The sequence below is a fragment of the Enterococcus sp. AAFC-DPL-6103 genome (assembly GCF_058216595.1).
Genome location: NZ_CM177102.1, coordinates 2,214,817 through 2,232,609, shown reverse-complemented (window position 1 = coordinate 2,232,609; position 17,793 = coordinate 2,214,817). Strand labels below are relative to the sequence as shown.

Annotated in this window: 17 protein-coding genes and 1 tRNA gene; 13 read left to right on the top strand and 5 right to left on the bottom strand. The window is 37.2% G+C overall.

Going from position 1 to position 17,793, the window contains the following annotated elements; genetic code table 11:
- Window positions 1-7: 7 nt before the first annotated feature.
- Window positions 8-1,408, bottom strand: a complete 1,401-nt coding sequence (locus AC4BC3_RS10600) for a TrkH family potassium uptake protein (protein WP_490466476.1) — start codon at window positions 1,406-1,408, stop codon at window positions 8-10.
- A gap of 195 nt (window positions 1,409-1,603) precedes the next feature.
- On the opposite strand from AC4BC3_RS10600, the gene AC4BC3_RS10595 reads away from it, so the two are divergent.
- The 4 genes from AC4BC3_RS10595 to lepB all read left to right on the top strand — a co-directional run bounded on the left by AC4BC3_RS10595 (window position 1,604) and on the right by lepB (window position 4,440).
- On the top strand, window positions 1,604-2,290 hold the full coding sequence (locus AC4BC3_RS10595; RefSeq protein ID WP_490467314.1) for an epoxyqueuosine reductase QueH: 687 nt from the start codon (window positions 1,604-1,606) through the stop codon (window positions 2,288-2,290).
- 95 nt (window positions 2,291-2,385) lie between these two features.
- Window positions 2,386-2,847, top strand: a complete 462-nt coding sequence (locus AC4BC3_RS10590) for a hypothetical protein (RefSeq protein WP_490466475.1) — start codon at window positions 2,386-2,388, stop codon at window positions 2,845-2,847.
- Window positions 2,844-3,620 (top strand): DUF6681 family protein, encoded by a 777-nt coding sequence (locus AC4BC3_RS10585; protein ID WP_206911130.1) that lies wholly within the window; start codon window positions 2,844-2,846, stop codon window positions 3,618-3,620. The genes AC4BC3_RS10590 and AC4BC3_RS10585 overlap by 4 nt, the downstream gene beginning before the upstream one ends.
- Window positions 3,621-3,867: 247 nt before the next feature.
- Window positions 3,868-4,440: a signal peptidase I gene (gene lepB, locus AC4BC3_RS10580; protein WP_206911133.1), complete on the top strand. Its 573-nt coding sequence runs from the start codon at window positions 3,868-3,870 to the stop codon at window positions 4,438-4,440.
- A 216-nt stretch (window positions 4,441-4,656) separates the two neighbouring features.
- On the opposite strand, the gene AC4BC3_RS10575 is transcribed toward lepB, so the two are convergent.
- A complete protein-coding gene (locus tag AC4BC3_RS10575) occupies window positions 4,657-5,256 on the bottom strand; it encodes a class I SAM-dependent methyltransferase (protein WP_206911136.1) in 600 nt (199 codons plus the stop codon).
- A gap of 246 nt (window positions 5,257-5,502) precedes the next feature.
- Between AC4BC3_RS10575 and AC4BC3_RS10570 the strand changes: the two genes are divergently transcribed.
- From AC4BC3_RS10570 to AC4BC3_RS10535, 8 genes are all read left to right on the top strand, one after another.
- On the top strand, window positions 5,503-6,093 hold the full coding sequence (locus AC4BC3_RS10570) for a thymidine kinase (protein WP_490466474.1): 591 nt from the start codon (window positions 5,503-5,505) through the stop codon (window positions 6,091-6,093).
- 2 nt (window positions 6,094-6,095) lie between these two features.
- Entirely contained in the window at window positions 6,096-7,169 is a 1,074-nt protein-coding gene (prfA, locus tag AC4BC3_RS10565) for a peptide chain release factor 1 (protein ID WP_206897569.1), read from the top strand.
- Window positions 7,162-7,998: a peptide chain release factor N(5)-glutamine methyltransferase gene (gene prmC / locus AC4BC3_RS10560; RefSeq protein ID WP_490466473.1), complete on the top strand. Its 837-nt coding sequence runs from the start codon at window positions 7,162-7,164 to the stop codon at window positions 7,996-7,998. The genes prfA and prmC overlap by 8 nt, the downstream gene beginning before the upstream one ends.
- 196 nt (window positions 7,999-8,194) lie before the next feature.
- Window positions 8,195-9,217: an L-threonylcarbamoyladenylate synthase gene (locus tag AC4BC3_RS10555; RefSeq protein ID WP_206911142.1), complete on the top strand. Its 1,023-nt coding sequence runs from the start codon at window positions 8,195-8,197 to the stop codon at window positions 9,215-9,217.
- 70 nt (window positions 9,218-9,287) lie between these two features.
- A complete protein-coding gene (glyA, locus tag AC4BC3_RS10550) occupies window positions 9,288-10,532 on the top strand; it encodes a serine hydroxymethyltransferase (RefSeq protein WP_206911143.1) in 1,245 nt (414 codons plus the stop codon).
- Between the two features lie 364 nt (window positions 10,533-10,896).
- Window positions 10,897-11,526, top strand: coding sequence for a uracil phosphoribosyltransferase (gene upp, locus AC4BC3_RS10545; RefSeq protein WP_067482804.1), 630 nt, complete (start codon window positions 10,897-10,899; stop codon window positions 11,524-11,526).
- A 232-nt stretch (window positions 11,527-11,758) separates the two neighbouring features.
- A complete protein-coding gene (locus AC4BC3_RS10540) occupies window positions 11,759-13,918 on the top strand; it encodes an Ig-like domain-containing protein (protein WP_490466472.1) in 2,160 nt (719 codons plus the stop codon).
- A gap of 67 nt (window positions 13,919-13,985) precedes the next feature.
- On the top strand, window positions 13,986-15,464 hold the full coding sequence (locus AC4BC3_RS10535) for a pectate lyase-like adhesive domain-containing protein (protein WP_490466471.1): 1,479 nt from the start codon (window positions 13,986-13,988) through the stop codon (window positions 15,462-15,464).
- A gap of 95 nt (window positions 15,465-15,559) precedes the next feature.
- On the opposite strand, the gene AC4BC3_RS10530 is transcribed toward AC4BC3_RS10535, so the two are convergent.
- Window positions 15,560-15,841, bottom strand: coding sequence for a DUF1905 domain-containing protein (locus tag AC4BC3_RS10530; RefSeq protein WP_206911147.1), 282 nt, complete (start codon window positions 15,839-15,841; stop codon window positions 15,560-15,562).
- A 328-nt stretch (window positions 15,842-16,169) separates the two neighbouring features.
- A tRNA-Thr gene (locus AC4BC3_RS10525) sits at window positions 16,170-16,242 on the bottom strand.
- Between the two features lie 123 nt (window positions 16,243-16,365).
- Between AC4BC3_RS10525 and AC4BC3_RS10520 the strand changes: the two genes are divergently transcribed.
- Window positions 16,366-16,602: a hypothetical protein gene (locus tag AC4BC3_RS10520; protein ID WP_067482796.1), complete on the top strand. Its 237-nt coding sequence runs from the start codon at window positions 16,366-16,368 to the stop codon at window positions 16,600-16,602.
- 121 nt (window positions 16,603-16,723) lie between these two features.
- Here AC4BC3_RS10520 and AC4BC3_RS10515 read toward each other — a convergent pair whose 3' ends face one another.
- Window positions 16,724-17,668: a glycosyltransferase family 2 protein gene (locus tag AC4BC3_RS10515; protein ID WP_490466470.1), complete on the bottom strand. Its 945-nt coding sequence runs from the start codon at window positions 17,666-17,668 to the stop codon at window positions 16,724-16,726.
- Window positions 17,669-17,793: the final 125 nt, after the last annotated feature.

The following is a 17,793-nucleotide window of genomic DNA, read 5'->3' as shown; positions in this document are numbered from 1 at the left end:
ATATATATTATCCAATAATAATTTTTTCTGATGGATATTCATAACCTAAATCTCGTGTTTCTTTTGGTACGAACAACATCAATGTGTAAAGCATACCAATTCGTCCGATAAACATCAGCCCGGCAATTGTGATTTTCCCAATGACAGAAAGATCAGGGGTGATACCTAATGAAAGACCAGTTGTCCCAAAAGCAGAGGTGACCTCTACGATAATTGCAATTAGAGATTGCTCTTCTGTTGCCGATAAAAACAAGATACAGAAGAAACACATGCCAAGGGATAGCATAAATACCACAACGGATTTACGAACATCATCATCATCGATTCTTCGCCCAAAAATATTGATGTTATCTTCACTTTTCAAGAAAGAGTAAAGATAAAGACCAATGATTGCAACGGTTGTTGTTCGAATACCGCCACCGACAGAGCTTGGACTACATCCGATAAACATCAGTAACGAAAAAACAATTAATGTGGTGATTTGAAAATTACCTAAATCATGGATTTGAAGTCCAGCATTCCGTGTAGTCATTGAATAGAACATGGAATTAATCCATTGGACACCTTGACTGGAAGAATGGAAGAGGTGATCTTTTTCCAATAAATAAATCAACAATGTCCCACTGACAAATAAAATGATAAAAGCCAAAACGGCTAATTTAGTAAATAAAGAGAAACGAAAAGGCAAACGTTCTTTTCGTTTTCGATACAAAAACCATTCACGAACTTCCATTAAAACTGGAAAACCAATCCCACCAATGAAAATCAAAAACATGATAGCAATCAAAAACGGATAGTCATGAGCAAAAGGTTTAATGGAATCACCAGTCACGTCAAAGCCAGAATTGGTCACGGCTGATATCGCTTGATAAAAACCATAGAAGATAGCATCGCGCCAGCGTTCAAAGTACCCTTGATAGTAGAAATAAATTGAAAATAATGTACCAAAAATCACTTGAAACCAAATCAGAATAGAAAAGGTTGTCCGAATCAAGCGCACGATTCCCGAAAGTCGTGGCTGGTTCATATCGGTCATAATCAGTTGTCGTTGACGTAACGTAATGCGCTTTTTGGATAAAATAATGAAAGCAGTTGAGATCATCATGATACCTAACCCACCGATTTGAAACAGAACTTCCAATAAAATAATGCCAGAATCATTGAATACCGAATTGATATCAAAAGTAGAAAGACCAGTCACGCTAACCGTGCTGATTGCCATAAACAGCATATCGACAAAGGGCACGTGGCTACCTTTTTCTCGAAAAACAGGTAAGTAAAACAACCCTAATGAAAGGATAGTCATCAAAATATAATAAGACACAATAATTTGAATCGAAGTAAAGTGATTCGTAATAAATCGTTGGGTGTGCCGTTGCGTTTTACGCAAAAAAAGCTCAATTTTCAAAAAAAGCAAGCCTCCTTCTTTGAGTTGTTGCTAACAGTATAACAGGTGCAAATGCAAAAGCTCAAAAAAATCGCTAAAATAAGTGTGAGATTCGTCTTTTTGTTTATGAAAAAATAGCATATAATGAAGCAACATTTTAAAAAGAGGTGAACTGGCGTGACGGAAGTAGTTGATGCCACAGGAATAATTGAAAAAATGAAGAATCAAAAAATAAATTATGATTCTGTTCTAAAAAAAATGATTAAACAATGGGAGTTGGCACAAAAAAAGCCAACCATTCTAATCCATACTTGTTGTGCGCCTTGTAGCACCCATACCTTGGAATTTATGTCAGAGCATGCGGAAGTCACTTTATTCTTTTCAAACTCGAATATTCATCCTAAAAGTGAATACTTACGTCGACTAGCAGAACAACAACGGTTTGTTGATGAGTTCAATCAAAAAACCAACCATCAAGTAAAGTTAATTGTCGATGAGTATCGCCCTAGTGTCTTTAACAAAATGGTTTTGGAAAATCAGTTAGAAAATGAAAAAGAAGGTGGCGAACGTTGTACAGCTTGCTTCAACATGCGTTTGGATCTAGTGGCACAAAAAGCACAAGAATTAGGTTATGATTATTTTGGTAGTGCCCTAACGATCTCACCAAAAAAAAATGCGGCATTAATCAATCAAATTGGAATGGATGTCCAAAAAATATATGGCACTCATTATTTACCAAGTGACTTTAAGAAGAATAAGGGCTATGAACGTTCGATTCAGATGTGTAAGGAATACGATATCTATCGCCAATGTTATTGTGGCTGTGTATTTTCTGCTAAACAGCAAGGGATTGATTTGAAAAAAGTGAATCGCGAAGCAAAGGAATATTTAGCAAATCAATAAAAACTTCATAAAAACGTAAGAAAAAAATAAAAGAATCATGATAAATATCAAGTATCATAGAAAGATCAGATGATAGTAGAAAAGGAAGAGATATGATGCGAAAAGTAGCACCGATTTTAAAACCAATCGCAGTGTTGACCATCTCAACAATCGTGGCAACTGCAACCGGCGTAGTCAACAGCTCAAGTTATCGGGCTCCTAGCTCAAACTCCACGCCGCCAACTACAGAAGAAACGACACCAACCAGTTCTTCTTTGCCAAACACTCAATCAACAGAAACAGGAGTTGAAACAACAGATTCAACAACTTATGAAACACCTACAAGTAGTTCAAAAAATAATTTTGGTGTAGTGGATTCTGGATCGGTGAACAACGATACGAACAATCAAACACCAACCACGAGTTCATCTGAGACTGAAGATGATTCCACTATGACTAGTGATGTGACTGGAAAGGATGCAACATCAGAAGCAGAGACAGTAAACTCGCAAGATGCTGCTACAACACAAAAAGCAGGAACACAAATGAGCAATCAGCAAGTAGGTGATAATCAATGACATTTCTATTAGATTTGATCAATGGTGTGCATAAATTTTTAGGTTATCTGGATATTAGTCCAAAATATTTGAATCGTGGATACACGATTTTAAGTGTCATTCCAACGATGTATTTATTGCGAATCATTTTTGGTTTATGGCAAAATCAAAATTATTTACAATTTTTCCTTTATGGGATTGTTTTTTTAGTTTTAGTTTATTTTATCGTTTTAAACGTCTTTTATTACTTCTTTGATAAAAACTCAAAAGCAGATGTCACGCAAGTGTTTGTTAAGTATTTGCCAGATGAAGCCTTCAATATCCAAACGGAAAGTGGCATTCAAACAGGAAATACACTTCAATCAGTTGACACAGAAGAAGTGCCTGTTGACTACAATGAGGATTATCAGTTGCAATTGGCTGAAAATATGACTTACTTGATTGAAAAGGGACAAATCAAAGTCAATGACCTTGGTCGAATGGATGGTTTTTTAGTTGATCGCAATACGTTATATCCATATTATTATGTCAAAAAAGTAAGTGAGCATGAATATGTGTTGAAGATTGGGAAAAACTATTCGGAATTAGTTGAAGTGGGTAAAATCCATACAAAAGCTGGCCAAGAAACAATCAATCCAGTAGGACTTTTTATTGTTGGTGGTGATTTCGTGAAAGATGGTCTGCGCTATCATGAGCCGTATCGTCTAAAATTGATAGCGAAAAAAGAGCAGCCTCAAACAGCTACAGACGAACCAGTCGTTTACAGTCGAAGTCAGCGTCGAAAACATTCATAAAAAAGTGAAACTTGCTAGTAAACATTTCTAAAAGAAAACAGATCGTTTCTTTTGGGAAAAGAGGCAAGTTCTTCTTTTTTATGCCAAAAATTGAAAGACAGAGGTTACTAAAAATGACACTTTTTCTTTTCTTTATTCTGTAAAAAATGTAGAATAAAAGGTAAGCATAATCTTATGTTATCAAGTTTTGTTTTTAAACGAATAAAGAGAATAAAAAACGAATGCAGAAGACAAAAGGAGGGATAGTGTGAAAAATTTTTTGAAAAACTGGGGCGTATTGATTCTCGTTTTAGCAGCTATTTTGCTAGCCAGAATCTTTGTCTTTACACCAGTCACTGTCAATGGACATTCGATGGATCCAACATTAAGTGATGGACAGCGACTGATTTCATCTAAAATTTCAAAATATGAGCGTTTTGATATTATTACCACGAAAGAACCAGAAGATGAAGAGCGAATGATCGTGAAACGAATCATTGGGATGCCTGGTGACACGGTGAAAATGGTCAACGATCAGCTGACAATCAATGGGAAAGAATATGATGAATCTTATTTGGATGAGTACAAAGAAAAGTTTGCGAATGACAAATTGCAAAACGAGTATTCCTATAACGAATCATTCCAAATCCAAGCGGAAAATTCAACAAATTTTACTAGTAATTTTGAATACACAGTGCCAAAAGGAAATTATTTGGTTCTAGGCGATAATCGCTTGATTTCAAAAGATAGCCGAATTTTTGGTTTGGTTGATGAGAAATTGGTTCAAGGAAAAGTAGTTTTCCGTTATTGGCCATTGACGGAAATCTCGCTGATTAGTTAAGGTTGTGAAAGAAGTGTCTAGCTACGAAAAGATAGAGAGCAGACACTCAAAATAGCTTTCCATATTTTGAAGTGGATGCAAGTTTTATGGAGGAGTTGTTTTGGAAACACCGAGGAGAAGATTATGGCTTCGAGCGAGCAGCTTAGAAAAAGTAAAGAGCAACTAACGAAAAAACAAAAACCAAGAAACAATCTTTGAAGATTGTTTCTTGGTTTTTTATTTCTGACTAATGGCTAAGAATAAAGAAGCTGATTGCTTCATGAAAAGATTTTTTCCTTCATGGAAAGTTTCTAATTTTATTGGTGTTAGTCCAGCTTCTGCCAATGATTGTTTCAACTCTTCATGCTTAAATCCATTATGGACTTTTGGATGATTGACTGCTTCATTTTTATTGAAGTCGACAATGAATAACTGACCACCAGGATTTAATAAATCTGCTAGCTTTTTAAGAATCAATTTAGTATCAGGAATATGTAAAAGTACTAAAGATACCAATAGAAGATCTGCTTTTTGGTTAGGGAGATCATTTGTTAAGTCGGCTAACTGAGTATGCACATCGCGTAAGTGACTATGATTTATTTTTTGATTAGTAACAGTTAACATTGCTTCAGAAGCGTCCATGATCCAAGTCTCCTTGAATAAGTTTGCCAAGGGTAAACTAACAAGTCCGGTGCCACCACCGTAGTCAATAAAAACTTTTTGACTTGTTTCTTTGGGAAAATTTTGACGGATTTCTGCACGAATAATTTCCGCGAGCGCCAATCTGTCAGGTGTATCGTAATGATTCGCCATCTGGTTAAAAACATTTTCAGACATAAAACATCTCCTTTGTTCTCATTGATGAGAAACTGATTGTAACATAAATTTTCAGGTCAACTGAAAAAAATTTATTAGATTGATCCAAAGAAAAAACAAGACGAGTCTCCTCTTTGCTTAGGTGAATTTGAGCCAACTAAAAATGGCTTTTCAAACTTATTTCAGTCTGGTTAAAAATTGTCACTGTAAAAAATGATGAAAATCAAGTATAATACCTTAGGAACAAACTGGAAGGTGAACGAATAAATGGCACAACTTTTTTTTAAATATGGCGCAATGAATAGCGGTAAAACAATTGAGATTCTAAAAGTAGCGCATAACTACGAAGAACAAGGAAAAAATGTTGTATTAATGACCAGCGGTGTTGATACACGTGATGGGATTGGCGTTGTTTCAAGCCGAATTGGTTTGAAGCGAGAAGCAACACCAGTTTTTGAAGAAACAGATGTATTTGAATTGATCAGCCAAATGATTGATGAAAAAAGACCTTATTGTGTCTTGATTGATGAAGCGCAATTTTTGAAGAAAAAGGATGTCATTGCGTTCACAAGAATTGTTGACGAACTAAATATTCCAGTTATGGCATTTGGTTTGAAAAATGATTTTCGAAATGAGTTATTTGAAGGATCAAAATACTTATTGCTTTATGCTGACAAGATTGAAGAAATGAAAACAATCTGTTGGTTCTGTCACAAAAAAGCAATCATGAATTTACATTATATCGACGATCAGCCTGTCTATGAAGGAGATCAAGTCCAAATTGGTGGAAATGAAGCATACTATCCAGTATGTAGACATCATTATTTTCATCCACCAGTTATCAAAGAAGGAGAATAAGCATGTACGATCAATTACAATCAATTGAAGACCGTTATGAAGAACTGGGTGAGTTACTGAGTGATCCAGAAGTCATTACGGATACAAAACGCTTTATGGAATTATCAAAAGAAGAAGCAAATACGCGTGAAACAGTTGAAGTTTATCGTCGTTATAAAGAAGTTGTCCAAGGAATTTCTGATACGGAAGAACTTTTAGGTGAAAAGCTCGATGATGAAATGGCCGAAATGGCAAAAGAAGAGTTAGCGGATCTAAAAAAAGAAAAAGAGGTTTTGGAAGATCGCATCAAAATCTTACTTTTACCGAAAGATCCCAATGATGATAAGAATATTATTATGGAAATTCGTGGCGCTGCTGGCGGAGACGAAGCAGCCTTGTTCGCAGGGGATTTATTCAATATGTATCAAAAATATGCAGAAGCACAGGGTTGGAAAACTGAAGTGATGGAAGCAAATATCACTGGTATTGGCGGATATAAAGAAGTGATTATGATGATTACTGGTGAAAATGTGTATTCAAAATTAAAATATGAAAGTGGCGCACATCGTGTACAACGTGTACCATCAACTGAATCACAAGGGCGTATCCATACATCAACTGCTACAGTTGTTGTTATGCCAGAAGCAGAAGAAGTTGAAATCGATATTGAAGACAAAGATATTCGTACAGATATTTATCATGCATCTGGTGCTGGTGGACAGCACGTCAATAAAACGGCATCTGCTGTTCGCTTGACTCACTTACCAACAGGAATCGTGGTAGCTATGCAAGATGAGCGGTCACAATTGAAGAACCGCGAGAAAGCAATGAAGATTTTACGTGCACGTGTGTATGATAAAATCCAACAAGAAGCACAAAGCGAATATGATGCAACCAGAAAATCAGCGGTTGGTACAGGTGATCGTTCAGAGCGTATCCGTACGTATAACTTCCCACAAAACCGAGTAACCGATCACCGAATCGGATTAACGATTCAAAAATTAGATCAAATTTTAGCTGGAAAATTAGATGAAATCGTAGACGCCTTGATTATGTATGATCAAACTTCTAAACTGGAAGCTATGCAAAATGGATAAGAAGACATATCGAGAAGCCTTGTTAGGGGCTTCTTCTTTTTTAGAGGCACAAGGGAAAGAAGGCTACAGTATCCAATTCTTGTTTCTAGAAAGAAAAAAATGGAAAAAATTAGATTGGCTATTGCACATGAATGAGGAGATTTCAGCAGCCGACCAATGCTTGATTCAAGCAGATCTGAAATTACTAATGGAAAATCATCCTCCTCAATACTTATTGGGCTATGCAGATTTTTATGGACATCGACTAAAAGTAACGGAGGCAACACTTATTCCACGTCCAGAAACAGAAGAACTGGTGGACTGGTGCTTGTCAGAAGTAGCGAATTCTGAACCAGCGGTTATTGATATTGGAACGGGAACAGGTGCAATTGCCATTAGTTTAAAAGCTGAAAGACCCGAATGGCAAGTTTCGGCAGTAGATTTATCTGCGTCTGCTCTTGCTGTCGCGAAAGAAAATGCTAAAAAAGAACAAACAGAAATCGACTTTTTTCTAGGGGATACATTGGAACCAGTTCTAGGCCAACGTTTCGATGTGATTGTTTCTAACCCACCGTATATCAGTCACACAGAATGGCATTTGATGGACGAGAGCGTTCGGACGTTTGAACCGAAAATGGCGTTGTTTGCAGAGGATGATGGTTTAGCAATTTATCGAAAAATCGCAAAAGAAGCACCCGCTGTTTTGACTAAAGAAGGAAAGATTTTTCTTGAAATCGGTTTTCGTCAAGGAAAGGCGGTTCAAAAAATCTTTCAAGAGGCATTTCCATATAAAACAGTTATAGTAAAAAAAGATCTGTCGGGAAACGAACGAATGATCCAAGTTTATTAACAGGTCTGTGGATGAAAAAATTTTTTAATGTTTTTTTATGATAAAAGAACACTGATATAACAGTTAAAAAAGCGATTTTAACACTTATCAACATACTTATCCACTATTGACAAATAACTTACCAACAACATGGGGATAACCTGAGGATAAATCGTAAAAAATCAAGGATTTTCAAAAAAAGGGATGTGGATAGACTGTGGAAACAAAACGATATAATGAATCAGAACTGAAAGAAGCGGCCCAAGCATTACGTGACGGATCACTGGTAGCTTTTCCAACAGAAACGGTCTACGGATTAGGTGCTAATGCACTTTTAGCCGATTCGGTTGCGAAGGTATTTGCGGTCAAAGGACGACCGCAAGATAATCCGTTGATCATCCATGTTGCTTCGTTTGACCAAGTAAAAGAATATGTGGATAACTTTCATCCAGCAACGGCTAAAATTGTTGAAAATTTCTGGCCCGGACCCTTGACGCTGATTTTTGAAATCAAAAAGGACAAGTTACCAAGTGTCGTAACTGGTGGCTTATCCACAGCTGCTTTTCGGATGCCAGATAACAAAAAAACACTTGAGGTTATTCGCCAAGCAGGTGTCCCTCTAGTTGGTCCTAGTGCAAACACGTCAGGTAAGCCAAGTCCGACGACAGCAGATCATGTGTACCACGATCTACATGGAAAAATCACTGGGATCATTGAAGACGGAGCAACTCGAATTGGCGTAGAATCAACCGTGATCGATTTAAGTAACCCGGATGCAGCACCAATGATTTTACGACCAGGCGCGGTGACAAAAGAACAGTTGGAAGAAGTTGTAGGAGAAGTTTCTGTGGATCAACATCTGGTGAAAGAATCTGAGACACCAAAATCACCAGGAATGAAATACAAACATTATTCACCTGACACAAAAGTTTTGATGGTTCATACGCAAGATTGGGCAGATGCTATCAATTGGGCAAAAACTAAAGGGCTCAGAGTGGGTGTGATTGCTGGTCCCAAAGTTGCAGAAGAGACACGATTTGATACGGCAGCTGTGTACATGTTTCATGATGATTCTGTTGAGGCTGCGGCAAAAGGTTTGTTTGCGGGTCTACGTGGTTTAGATGAACCAATGCTTGGATTGGACTTGATTTTTGTTCAAGTTTTCCCTAACGAAGGGCTAGGTGTCGCTTACATGAATCGTTTGAAAAAAGCAGCGGCTCAAAATTATTTTGAAAATTAGTTTAATACTTTTTACGATGAATTTTTAGTATGATACAATGCAGTATACTAGTTAAAAGGAGCTGTTGTTTGTGGTAGACTACAAAACGTTTGACCCTGATCTATGGAATGCGATTGCACGTGAAAAAGAGCGACAAGAAAATAATTTGGAACTGATTGCTTCTGAGAATGTTGTTTCTGAAGCGGTGATGGCAGCCCAAGGAAGTATTTTAACCAACAAATACGCTGAAGGATATCCTGGACATCGTTACTATGGCGGCTGTGAATTTGTTGATATCGTGGAAAATTTAGCAATTGACCGTGCCAAAGAATTATTTGGTGCCAAATTTGCAAATGTTCAACCACATTCTGGTTCACAAGCAAATACTGCGGCATACCTTGCCTTGGTAGAACCTGGTGATACGATTTTAGGCATGGATCTTTCTGCAGGTGGACATCTAACACATGGATCACCAGTGAATTTCAGTGGGAAAACGTATCATTTTGTGGCTTACGGCGTTGATCCAACAACAGAAGTCATTGACTACAATGTTGTACGAATTTTAGCACGAAAACACCATCCAAAATTAATTGTTGCAGGTGCTAGTGCTTATGGAAGAGAAATTGATTTTGCGAAATTTAGAGAAATTGCTGATGAAGTCGGTGCAAAATTAATGGTTGATATGGCGCATATTGCTGGTTTAGTGGCTGCTGGTATTCATCCGAGTCCAGTACCGTATGCAGACATTACAACAACAACGACACATAAAACACTTCGCGGTCCACGTGGTGGAATGATTTTAACAAACAGTGAAGAACTAGCGAAAAAAATCAATAGTGCTGTCTTCCCAGGGATCCAAGGTGGACCATTGGAGCATGTGATTGCCGGAAAAGCGGCTGCCTTTAAAGAAGCCCTGACACCAGAGTTCAAAGAATATAGCGAACAAGTTGTTGCGAATGCTAAAGCGATGGTTAAAGTGTTCAACCAAGCAACAGGTACGCGTGTTATTTCTGGTGCCACTGACAATCATTTACTGCTGATTGATGTTCGTGAGATGGATCTTAATGGGAAAGAAGCAGAGGCGATTTTAGATAGTGTGAATATCACAGTAAATAAAAACGCCATTCCATTTGAAACATTGAGTCCATTCAAAACGAGTGGTATCCGAATTGGGACACCTGCAATCACTACACGTGGGTTCAAAGAAGAAGATGCAGCTCAAGTAGCTGAACTTGTTGTGAAAGCCTTGCAATCAAAAGGTGACGATGCACAGTTAGACGAAGTGAAACAAGGTGTTCGTGAGTTAACGCAAAAATATCCGCTGTATTCTAAATAAATAGTTTTTTATATGATTAGGTCGTTGTGAATTATAGCGAGAAGTTGTCTTGGAATACTGTTCATTCGAAACAAAAAGGTAGGACAAAATTTTGTCCTACTTTTTTTTGTAGGAAATTTTTTTTAAGTGTTTCTTGACCAAGTGAAAGTTGAGCAATGGATTAGCGTAGAGCAAAACAAGTAACTAATAGAAGAATGAAGATTTTGATAAAATTGGAGTGATTTCTTCGAAAATGTAACTGATTCGTTTGAAACAAATGGCACTACACCATGATTTTCTTCAGGAAAAAGACAACTCGGACTAGCTAAACTGAGAATTTTGTTTTAAAATAAAAAAGAAACGACAGAACAAAGGAGAGCTAAAAATGGGCAAATTTCAAGTGATCGACCATCCATTAATTCAACACAAACTGACTATTATTCGAGACAAAAACTGCGGAACAAAGGTTTTCCGTGAAGTTGTCGATGAAATCGCTATGTTAATGGCGTATGAAGTATCACGTGATATGCCGCTAGAAGATATCGTCATTGAAACACCAATTACAGAATCAACACAAAAAACATTGTCAGGTAAAAAAGTAGCAATTGTACCAATCTTGCGTGCAGGAATTGGAATGGTTGATGGAATCTTAGAATTGATTCCTGCTGCTAAAGTTGGCCATATTGGTTTATATCGTGATGAAGAAACATTAGAACCACACGAATATTTCGTTAAACTACCTGAAGATATCGACGTACGTCAATTATTTGTAGTTGATCCAATGTTAGCAACTGGTGGCTCAGCAATCATGGCTATTGACGCTTTGAAAGCACGTGGCGCATCAAACATTAAATTTGTTTGTCTTGTTGCTGCACCAGAAGGCGTGAAAGCTTTACAAGAAGCACACCCGGATATTGACATCTACACAGCAGCTCTTGATGAAAAACTAAATGAACAAGGCTACATCGTTCCTGGTTTAGGAGATGCTGGTGACCGTTTATTCGGAACAAAATAATGAAAAATGATACGTTCGAATTCGTGAACAAATAAAAGATACCCTTTTCTTCCTCGTATGGAGAAAAGGGTATCTTTTATTATATCTAATGAATGAAGGAAACTTAAAATAACTTATATTAAAAATAAAAAAACTTGTATTTTTATTTTTAACTAAGTTGACGCTAATACTTTTCTGTTGTTATAATATTATTGTAATTATTTTATACATAAAAATAACAGGAGGTATTATTTTGAAAAACACGAAGATTCGTAGTGGTTTGTTAGTAGGTGTATTGGTATCGACATTACTGTTATCTAGTACGGTAAATGCGCAGGTAATACAAGGGAATGAAAAAGAATTCTCAGACGGTGCACTATTGGAAGAAAGAGGTTGGAAAGTCGAAGTCGCCAACTGGCAGGAGCTAAAAGATGCGTTAAGTGACGAGTACGTTTCAGATATCACCTTATCGACTGATTTGACATTAGAGTCAACTGTAGCGATTCAGGGAATAGAAAAACATATTCATGGAAACGGTCATACGATTGATGCAAACTCTCATCAAATATACTTCGATAAAGATTCTTCAATCGGATCGATTGACAATGCGAAGATCGTCAACACAGATATCTATGGCTTGATGTGGAGTGACGATCAAGACGTACAAATTACATATGAAAATATTGTCCATAGCGGAAAGCAAATGATTTACTTACCAAATGGAAAACTGATTATGGCCGGAAAAGTTAGCAGTCATTCGGAGACAGAGGAAGTTTTTCAAGGAAAAGAACTAGAACTAGCGAAGGATGCGGAAGTTTCATTTGAAAATGATTCTACTCTTTTGGCACCAGTATCAATGAGTTATGACCAAGCAAAACTAACAATTGGAACAGGTGCAAGCTTTACGACACATTCTAGCTCAATTGGTATTTATGGTGGCACCAATTTTACATTGACAAATCAAGGGAATTTAGAAGTTACTTCGGATTCACATCAAGCAATTCACTTAGCTTCAAAGAGCAAAATGAATTTTGAAACAGGAAGTAGCACGAAGGCAAAGGGTGGAGACGCGATTGAAGAAGCAGTTGAAGCTACTGCAGGAAGTATCTTTGTACGAACAGGTGCTGATTTTGTCGCAGAAAGTAAAGGGACACAAGGGACGTTGATTGCAGGTGAGGAGATTGTATTTGAAGACGGCGCAAATTTCTCAATTACAAATCATCATAAAAATGGAGTGGTTATGGGTTCTTACCCAACTCCAGCAGCTGTTACTATTGCTTCGTCCACAGGGATCAACACTTGGAATTTGGGAAATAGTGAAGCTAGTCAACCAGATAAAAAGTATCAGAAAACGACGGCTAGTTTTACGTTGTCTGGTTATTTATCAAGTGTGATACAAACGAAAATGCAATCAAGTAATGCAGATTTTGCGGCTACATATGTCACAGGTAAAACAAGCAAAATCCAAGGTGGAAGTTATGTCGGTGAGAAAGTGGATGCTCCTGTTTTCAATGCGGTGACTGACCAAGACAAAGAATTAACGGGAACAGGAACACCTGGAGCAACAGTGAATGCCTATGTAGACGGTACGCTGATTGGTACGGGGACAGTAGATTCAACAGGAAACTGGACAATCACAGTGAAACCACAAAATGAAGGTACAAAAATTGATGTGAACCAAGTAATCGATGGGAAAGAAAGTGACAAAGTCTCACAAGTAGTTACGCATGAAGAAAAAGTAGACGCACCTGTTTTCAATGTTGTGAATGACAAGGATAAACAGTTAACCGGAATTGGGACACCAGGAGCAACAATTAATGCCTATGTAGATGGCGTGTTACTTGGAACAGGCACTGTTGGAGATGACGGTCGTTGGACAATCACGATTGAACCACAAGCAGAAGGCACTAAGATCGACGTGAACCAAGTAATTAATGGCAAGGAAAGTGAGTATGTTTCGCAAATCGTTAGTCATTTAGATCAAACAATCAATTTCTTCAAACTAGGCTACTGGCAAAATTATGGATTGATTTTAGAAGGATCAATCGATAATGGTAGTTTGGACTTAACGAATAAAGATGCTGTGAAGAAGACACTTCATCTAACAGCGGCCGATGGGACAGAGGTAGGAACATTTGCCTGTGCAAACCATGATTGGTACAATAACGGCGTCTTTAATGGGTACCAAGCAATTGTTGAAGATACCGTGCTAGCTGGGCTAGAACCAGGAGAATATAAATTAAGTATCACACTTGAAGTAGGCGACTTTAGCGAAACACAAGACTTAAATGTCGCAAGTGCTGTCCGTGATAACTATGCCCATATTTTTACTGAAATTCCAGAAACAACCGTTGGTAGCCATACGATTGCACCATTAGAAAAAGAGGGTATTGGTTATTTAGTGGTGAAATAAGAGCAAATAACGACTTACAAAATTAACGAAATATTTCGTTAATAAAAAAATTTTGGAGGAAAGAATAATGATAAAAAAAGCAATTTATTTTTCCGGGACAGTATTTGCTTGTTCAATGATGCTAAACGGAAGTATTGGTCTAGCACAAACGATTTCGAATGCAGACACACAAAATAATATCGAAGTATACAAGGGATTAGCCGAAGTTTCTACTCCTGAACAATTAAAGGCTGCTTTGATTGATAGTTCAATTACAGAAATTAGTTTACAAAATGATTTGGACCTAAAAGCAACGATTTTAGCAAATGCTAAAAATAAAACAATTTATGGCAATAATCATAAAATCAATGCGAATCTATTTCAAATAAAAGTTACTACTGAAGATTCCCAGATAGCGTTAAAAGATTTAAAAATTGAAAATACGGATAACTATGGGGTCTTTTGGAGCGATCAACCGAATGTCGTATTGAGCGTGGAGAATATTGATTTTGAAAATGGGCATCAATTTACTTATTTGCCTTACGGTGAATTACAAGTTGCAGGTAAATTTAATTGTGTTTCCAATTTAGAAGAGGCATTTCAAGGAAATAAACTAACTATTTTACCGAATGCAACGGCAAATATGAGTTCAAGAGTTGGTTATCCGAATCCCGTCACAAATGGGGTTGATATGGTTGGTACAAATCCAACTGTTACAATTGGGAAAAATGCTTCGTTAAGTGTTCAAGGTACACATCATGGAATACACAATAGTTCAAATTTGGCATTGGTCAATGAAGGAGCATTAGAAGTTGATGGATTTGGCGGTCCTGCGATTAGCTTTGGCAGTGATAGTTCTGCTTATTTCGCACAAGGAAGTACCTCAAAAATAAGCGGTAGTACAGGGATTGTTGGAAGTAACACTGATATTACAGTAAAAGAGGGGGCTACCTTTGAAGCAACTGGTTCAAAAGCACAAGGAACAATTATGAGTAATGGTAAAATCGTTTTTGAAGAAGGAGCTAACTTTAAAATTGCAAATAATAATCTTCAAAGTTTAGGAACAGTGTTTGGCAGTGATGGTGGGAAAGCAACTATCCAACTTAGTTCTAAGGAAGGACTGAAAACTTGGGCACGTGGTCGAGCGCTTCTTCAAACACCGGATAACATTTATGCTGAACCAGTGGAAGCCGAATTTTCACTTACTGGAACTGGAAGTAATGCAGTACAAGAACTTATTTCTTCTTCAAATGAAGACTTTTCAGCGAATTTTATGGCGAACCAAGTAGGGAAAATTATTGGCGGTTCATTCGTTAATGACGATACACCTTGGTTTTTGTGGCCACCTACTGTTCAAAACAAAACGGCTACCAATTTACAAGGAACAGGCTTCAAAGGAGCGACTGTTATTGCGAAAGTAGACAATGTTGAAATTGGAAGAACAACTGTCGACGAAAAGGAACAATGGACCATGGACATTCCTGCGCAGTCAAGCGGTACAATTATTGAAGTTCATCAAGAATACAAAGGTAAGGTCAGCCTAAGTATAACTGTTCATATGGAATAAAAGCAGGCGAATCACAAATCGTTTGGTAATCATTACAAATAAAAAATGGACTCTCGCTGCCAAGAGAGTCCATTTTTTATTTGAGATCGAGAGAGTTAACGAGGGCGAACGAAAACATGTACAGTATCGCCAATCTCTTTTTTGATTTTCTTTCGAATTTCTTTTTTGATGCCAAGGATATAGCAAATGCTACCGTCTTCATTTTTCACGCCCATGTTCACAATACTTCCTTGATAATCTTCACCGTCAAAAGTAGCATGAACTTTTACACGTCCTTGATTAAATTCTTTACGGACATCGTAGGGGAAAATGACATAGGCACCACCTTTACCAACTTCAGAACAATAAATTTTTGATTCAAACTGATAATTTTTCATCATGGATAAACTTCCTTTTACTGTAAAGGGTTTTTGAATATGAAATAAATAAATGATTTTTGCTATAAAAAGGAGCCTAGGACAAGAGAATGTCCAAGACTCATACATTGTTTGGTTAGGGACTGAGTTCTTTATGTCAACTGCTTTTTATTTCTAGAAAAAATTTTTTATTACTTGAAGCTGAACGCTTGGTGTCACAACCCTATTCATGGTGTTCCCCAAGCAACTCCTCAAAATAATTTACAACTATCCAAAAATATGAAAAGCAATTTTTGTCAATTGCTCATTATTTTTTCGGAGCTGACCGCTTGGTGCCACAACCTTTTTATGCCAGCTGCAGGGATCGAACCTGTGACCTACGCGTTACGAGTGCGTTGCTCTACCTACTGAGCTAAGCTGGCAAAAGCCAAAGAAATTATAAACCCAAATTTAATTAATGTAAAGTGATATTCATAGATTTTCTCAATTTCATGATTTTTTTCATAAAATGTGCTATAATTGTAATGAAAGGCAGGTTTTATGAAATGGCAACTTTTGGAAAATTTGATACACATGTCGTCCCGTCAGAATTGGGTGAAAAATTTACAATTGACACTCACGTCACTTTTACAGTACATGGAAAGCCACAAACTGGCACGATTTCAAAGCAGCTTAAGAATTCTGCAGTGGTTGAGATTGATGAAACTGCTGAAAATGCCAACCTGATGACCCAAAGCAAAGGTGTAGTTATCATTAACTATAAACAATTACAAAAAATTTAGTTCTGAACCATCTCGTATCAGTGAGATGGTTTTTTTATGTCTTTTTGTAAAACACAAAAGAGACTAAGGGTTATTTTAGCCTTAGTCTCTTAAAAAAAATTTACCTTGATTGACGTATCTTTTAGTGAGAATCAATTTGATGAGGTTTCATCTTTTCTGTTTCTCGAACGATATAAATAGGTCGACGTTTGGTTTCATGGAAAATTTTTCCAATATATTTGCCAATAATACCAAGACACAACAACTGGACTCCACCAATAAATAAGGTGATAGAAACCATCGAAGGCCAGCCAGATGTGGGATCACTGAACAAAAGAGCACGAACAATGATGAACAAAATTGCAATCCCAGAACCAATACAAGAAAGTGCACCAATTAATGCAGCTAAGGTTAAAGGAGCGTCAGAAAAATTGATAATACCATCAATCGAATAACTTAACAATTTCCAAAAGGACCACGAAGTTTCTCCAGCTACACGTTCACGATTTTCATAAGAAATATATTCTGTTTTAAAACCAACCCAGCTAAATAGCCCCTTAGAAAAACGGTTGTATTCCGTTAATTCTAAAACAGCATTGACCATTTGACGCGTCATCAAACGAAAATCCCGTGCACCATCCACCATTTCAGTATCGCTGATTCGGTTGATCAATTGATAGAATTTTTTGGCAAAAAAGCTCCGGATCACGGGTTCGCCTTCTCGAGTAGAACGTCTTGTTCCGATGCAGTCAACATCAGAGGTCAAGATTCGTTCAATCATTTCTGGCAATAATTCAGGGGGATCTTGCAAGTCAACATCCATGACGGTGACTAAATCACCTGTTGCAGCTTGCAATCCGGCATATAGTGCGGCTTCTTTTCCAAAATTTCTGGAAAATGAGACGAAGCGCACGGAATCATGTGCAGCGGCTAAATCTTTGATGACAGGTAAGGTCTGATCTTTGGAGCCATCATCAATAAATAAGTATTCAAAAGTATAAGTGCCACGATATTTTTCAACCTCTTGGAAAAATAGTGGAATTGCGGCTTCTTCGTTAAAGCAGGGGACGACGATAGAGACTTTCATTGTTTGTTCCTTTCTGTTGCTCAACAACTAATAATAGGTTAGTTGATAGTTTGGATAGTAGAGCTTTTTATTATTGATATGTCTAGTGTAGCATTTCATTCAAAATTAAAAAAATTTTTTATTTA

Excerpts from the sequence above, each read along its gene's own strand:
- AC4BC3_RS10595 (WP_490467314.1), top strand. The coding sequence starts at position 1,604 with ATGAAGAATCAAAAAATAAATTATGATTCTGTTCTAAAAAAAATGATT.
- AC4BC3_RS10590 (WP_490466475.1), top strand. The coding sequence starts at position 2,386 with ATGCGAAAAGTAGCACCGATTTTAAAACCAATCGCAGTGTTGACCATC.
- AC4BC3_RS10585 (WP_206911130.1), top strand. The coding sequence starts at position 2,844 with ATGACATTTCTATTAGATTTGATCAATGGTGTGCATAAATTTTTAGGT.
- AC4BC3_RS10575 (WP_206911136.1), bottom strand. The coding sequence starts at position 5,256 with ATGTCTGAAAATGTTTTTAACCAGATGGCGAATCATTACGATACACCT.
- AC4BC3_RS10570 (WP_490466474.1), top strand. The coding sequence starts at position 5,503 with ATGGCACAACTTTTTTTTAAATATGGCGCAATGAATAGCGGTAAAACA.
- prfA (WP_206897569.1), top strand. The coding sequence starts at position 6,096 with ATGTACGATCAATTACAATCAATTGAAGACCGTTATGAAGAACTGGGT.
- prmC (WP_490466473.1), top strand. The coding sequence starts at position 7,162 with ATGGATAAGAAGACATATCGAGAAGCCTTGTTAGGGGCTTCTTCTTTT.
- upp (WP_067482804.1), top strand. The coding sequence starts at position 10,897 with ATGGGCAAATTTCAAGTGATCGACCATCCATTAATTCAACACAAACTG.
- AC4BC3_RS10535 (WP_490466471.1), top strand. The coding sequence starts at position 13,986 with ATGATAAAAAAAGCAATTTATTTTTCCGGGACAGTATTTGCTTGTTCA.
- AC4BC3_RS10530 (WP_206911147.1), bottom strand. The coding sequence starts at position 15,841 with ATGAAAAATTATCAGTTTGAATCAAAAATTTATTGTTCTGAAGTTGGT.
- AC4BC3_RS10520 (WP_067482796.1), top strand. The coding sequence starts at position 16,366 with ATGGCAACTTTTGGAAAATTTGATACACATGTCGTCCCGTCAGAATTG.
- AC4BC3_RS10515 (WP_490466470.1), bottom strand. The coding sequence starts at position 17,668 with ATGAAAGTCTCTATCGTCGTCCCCTGCTTTAACGAAGAAGCCGCAATT.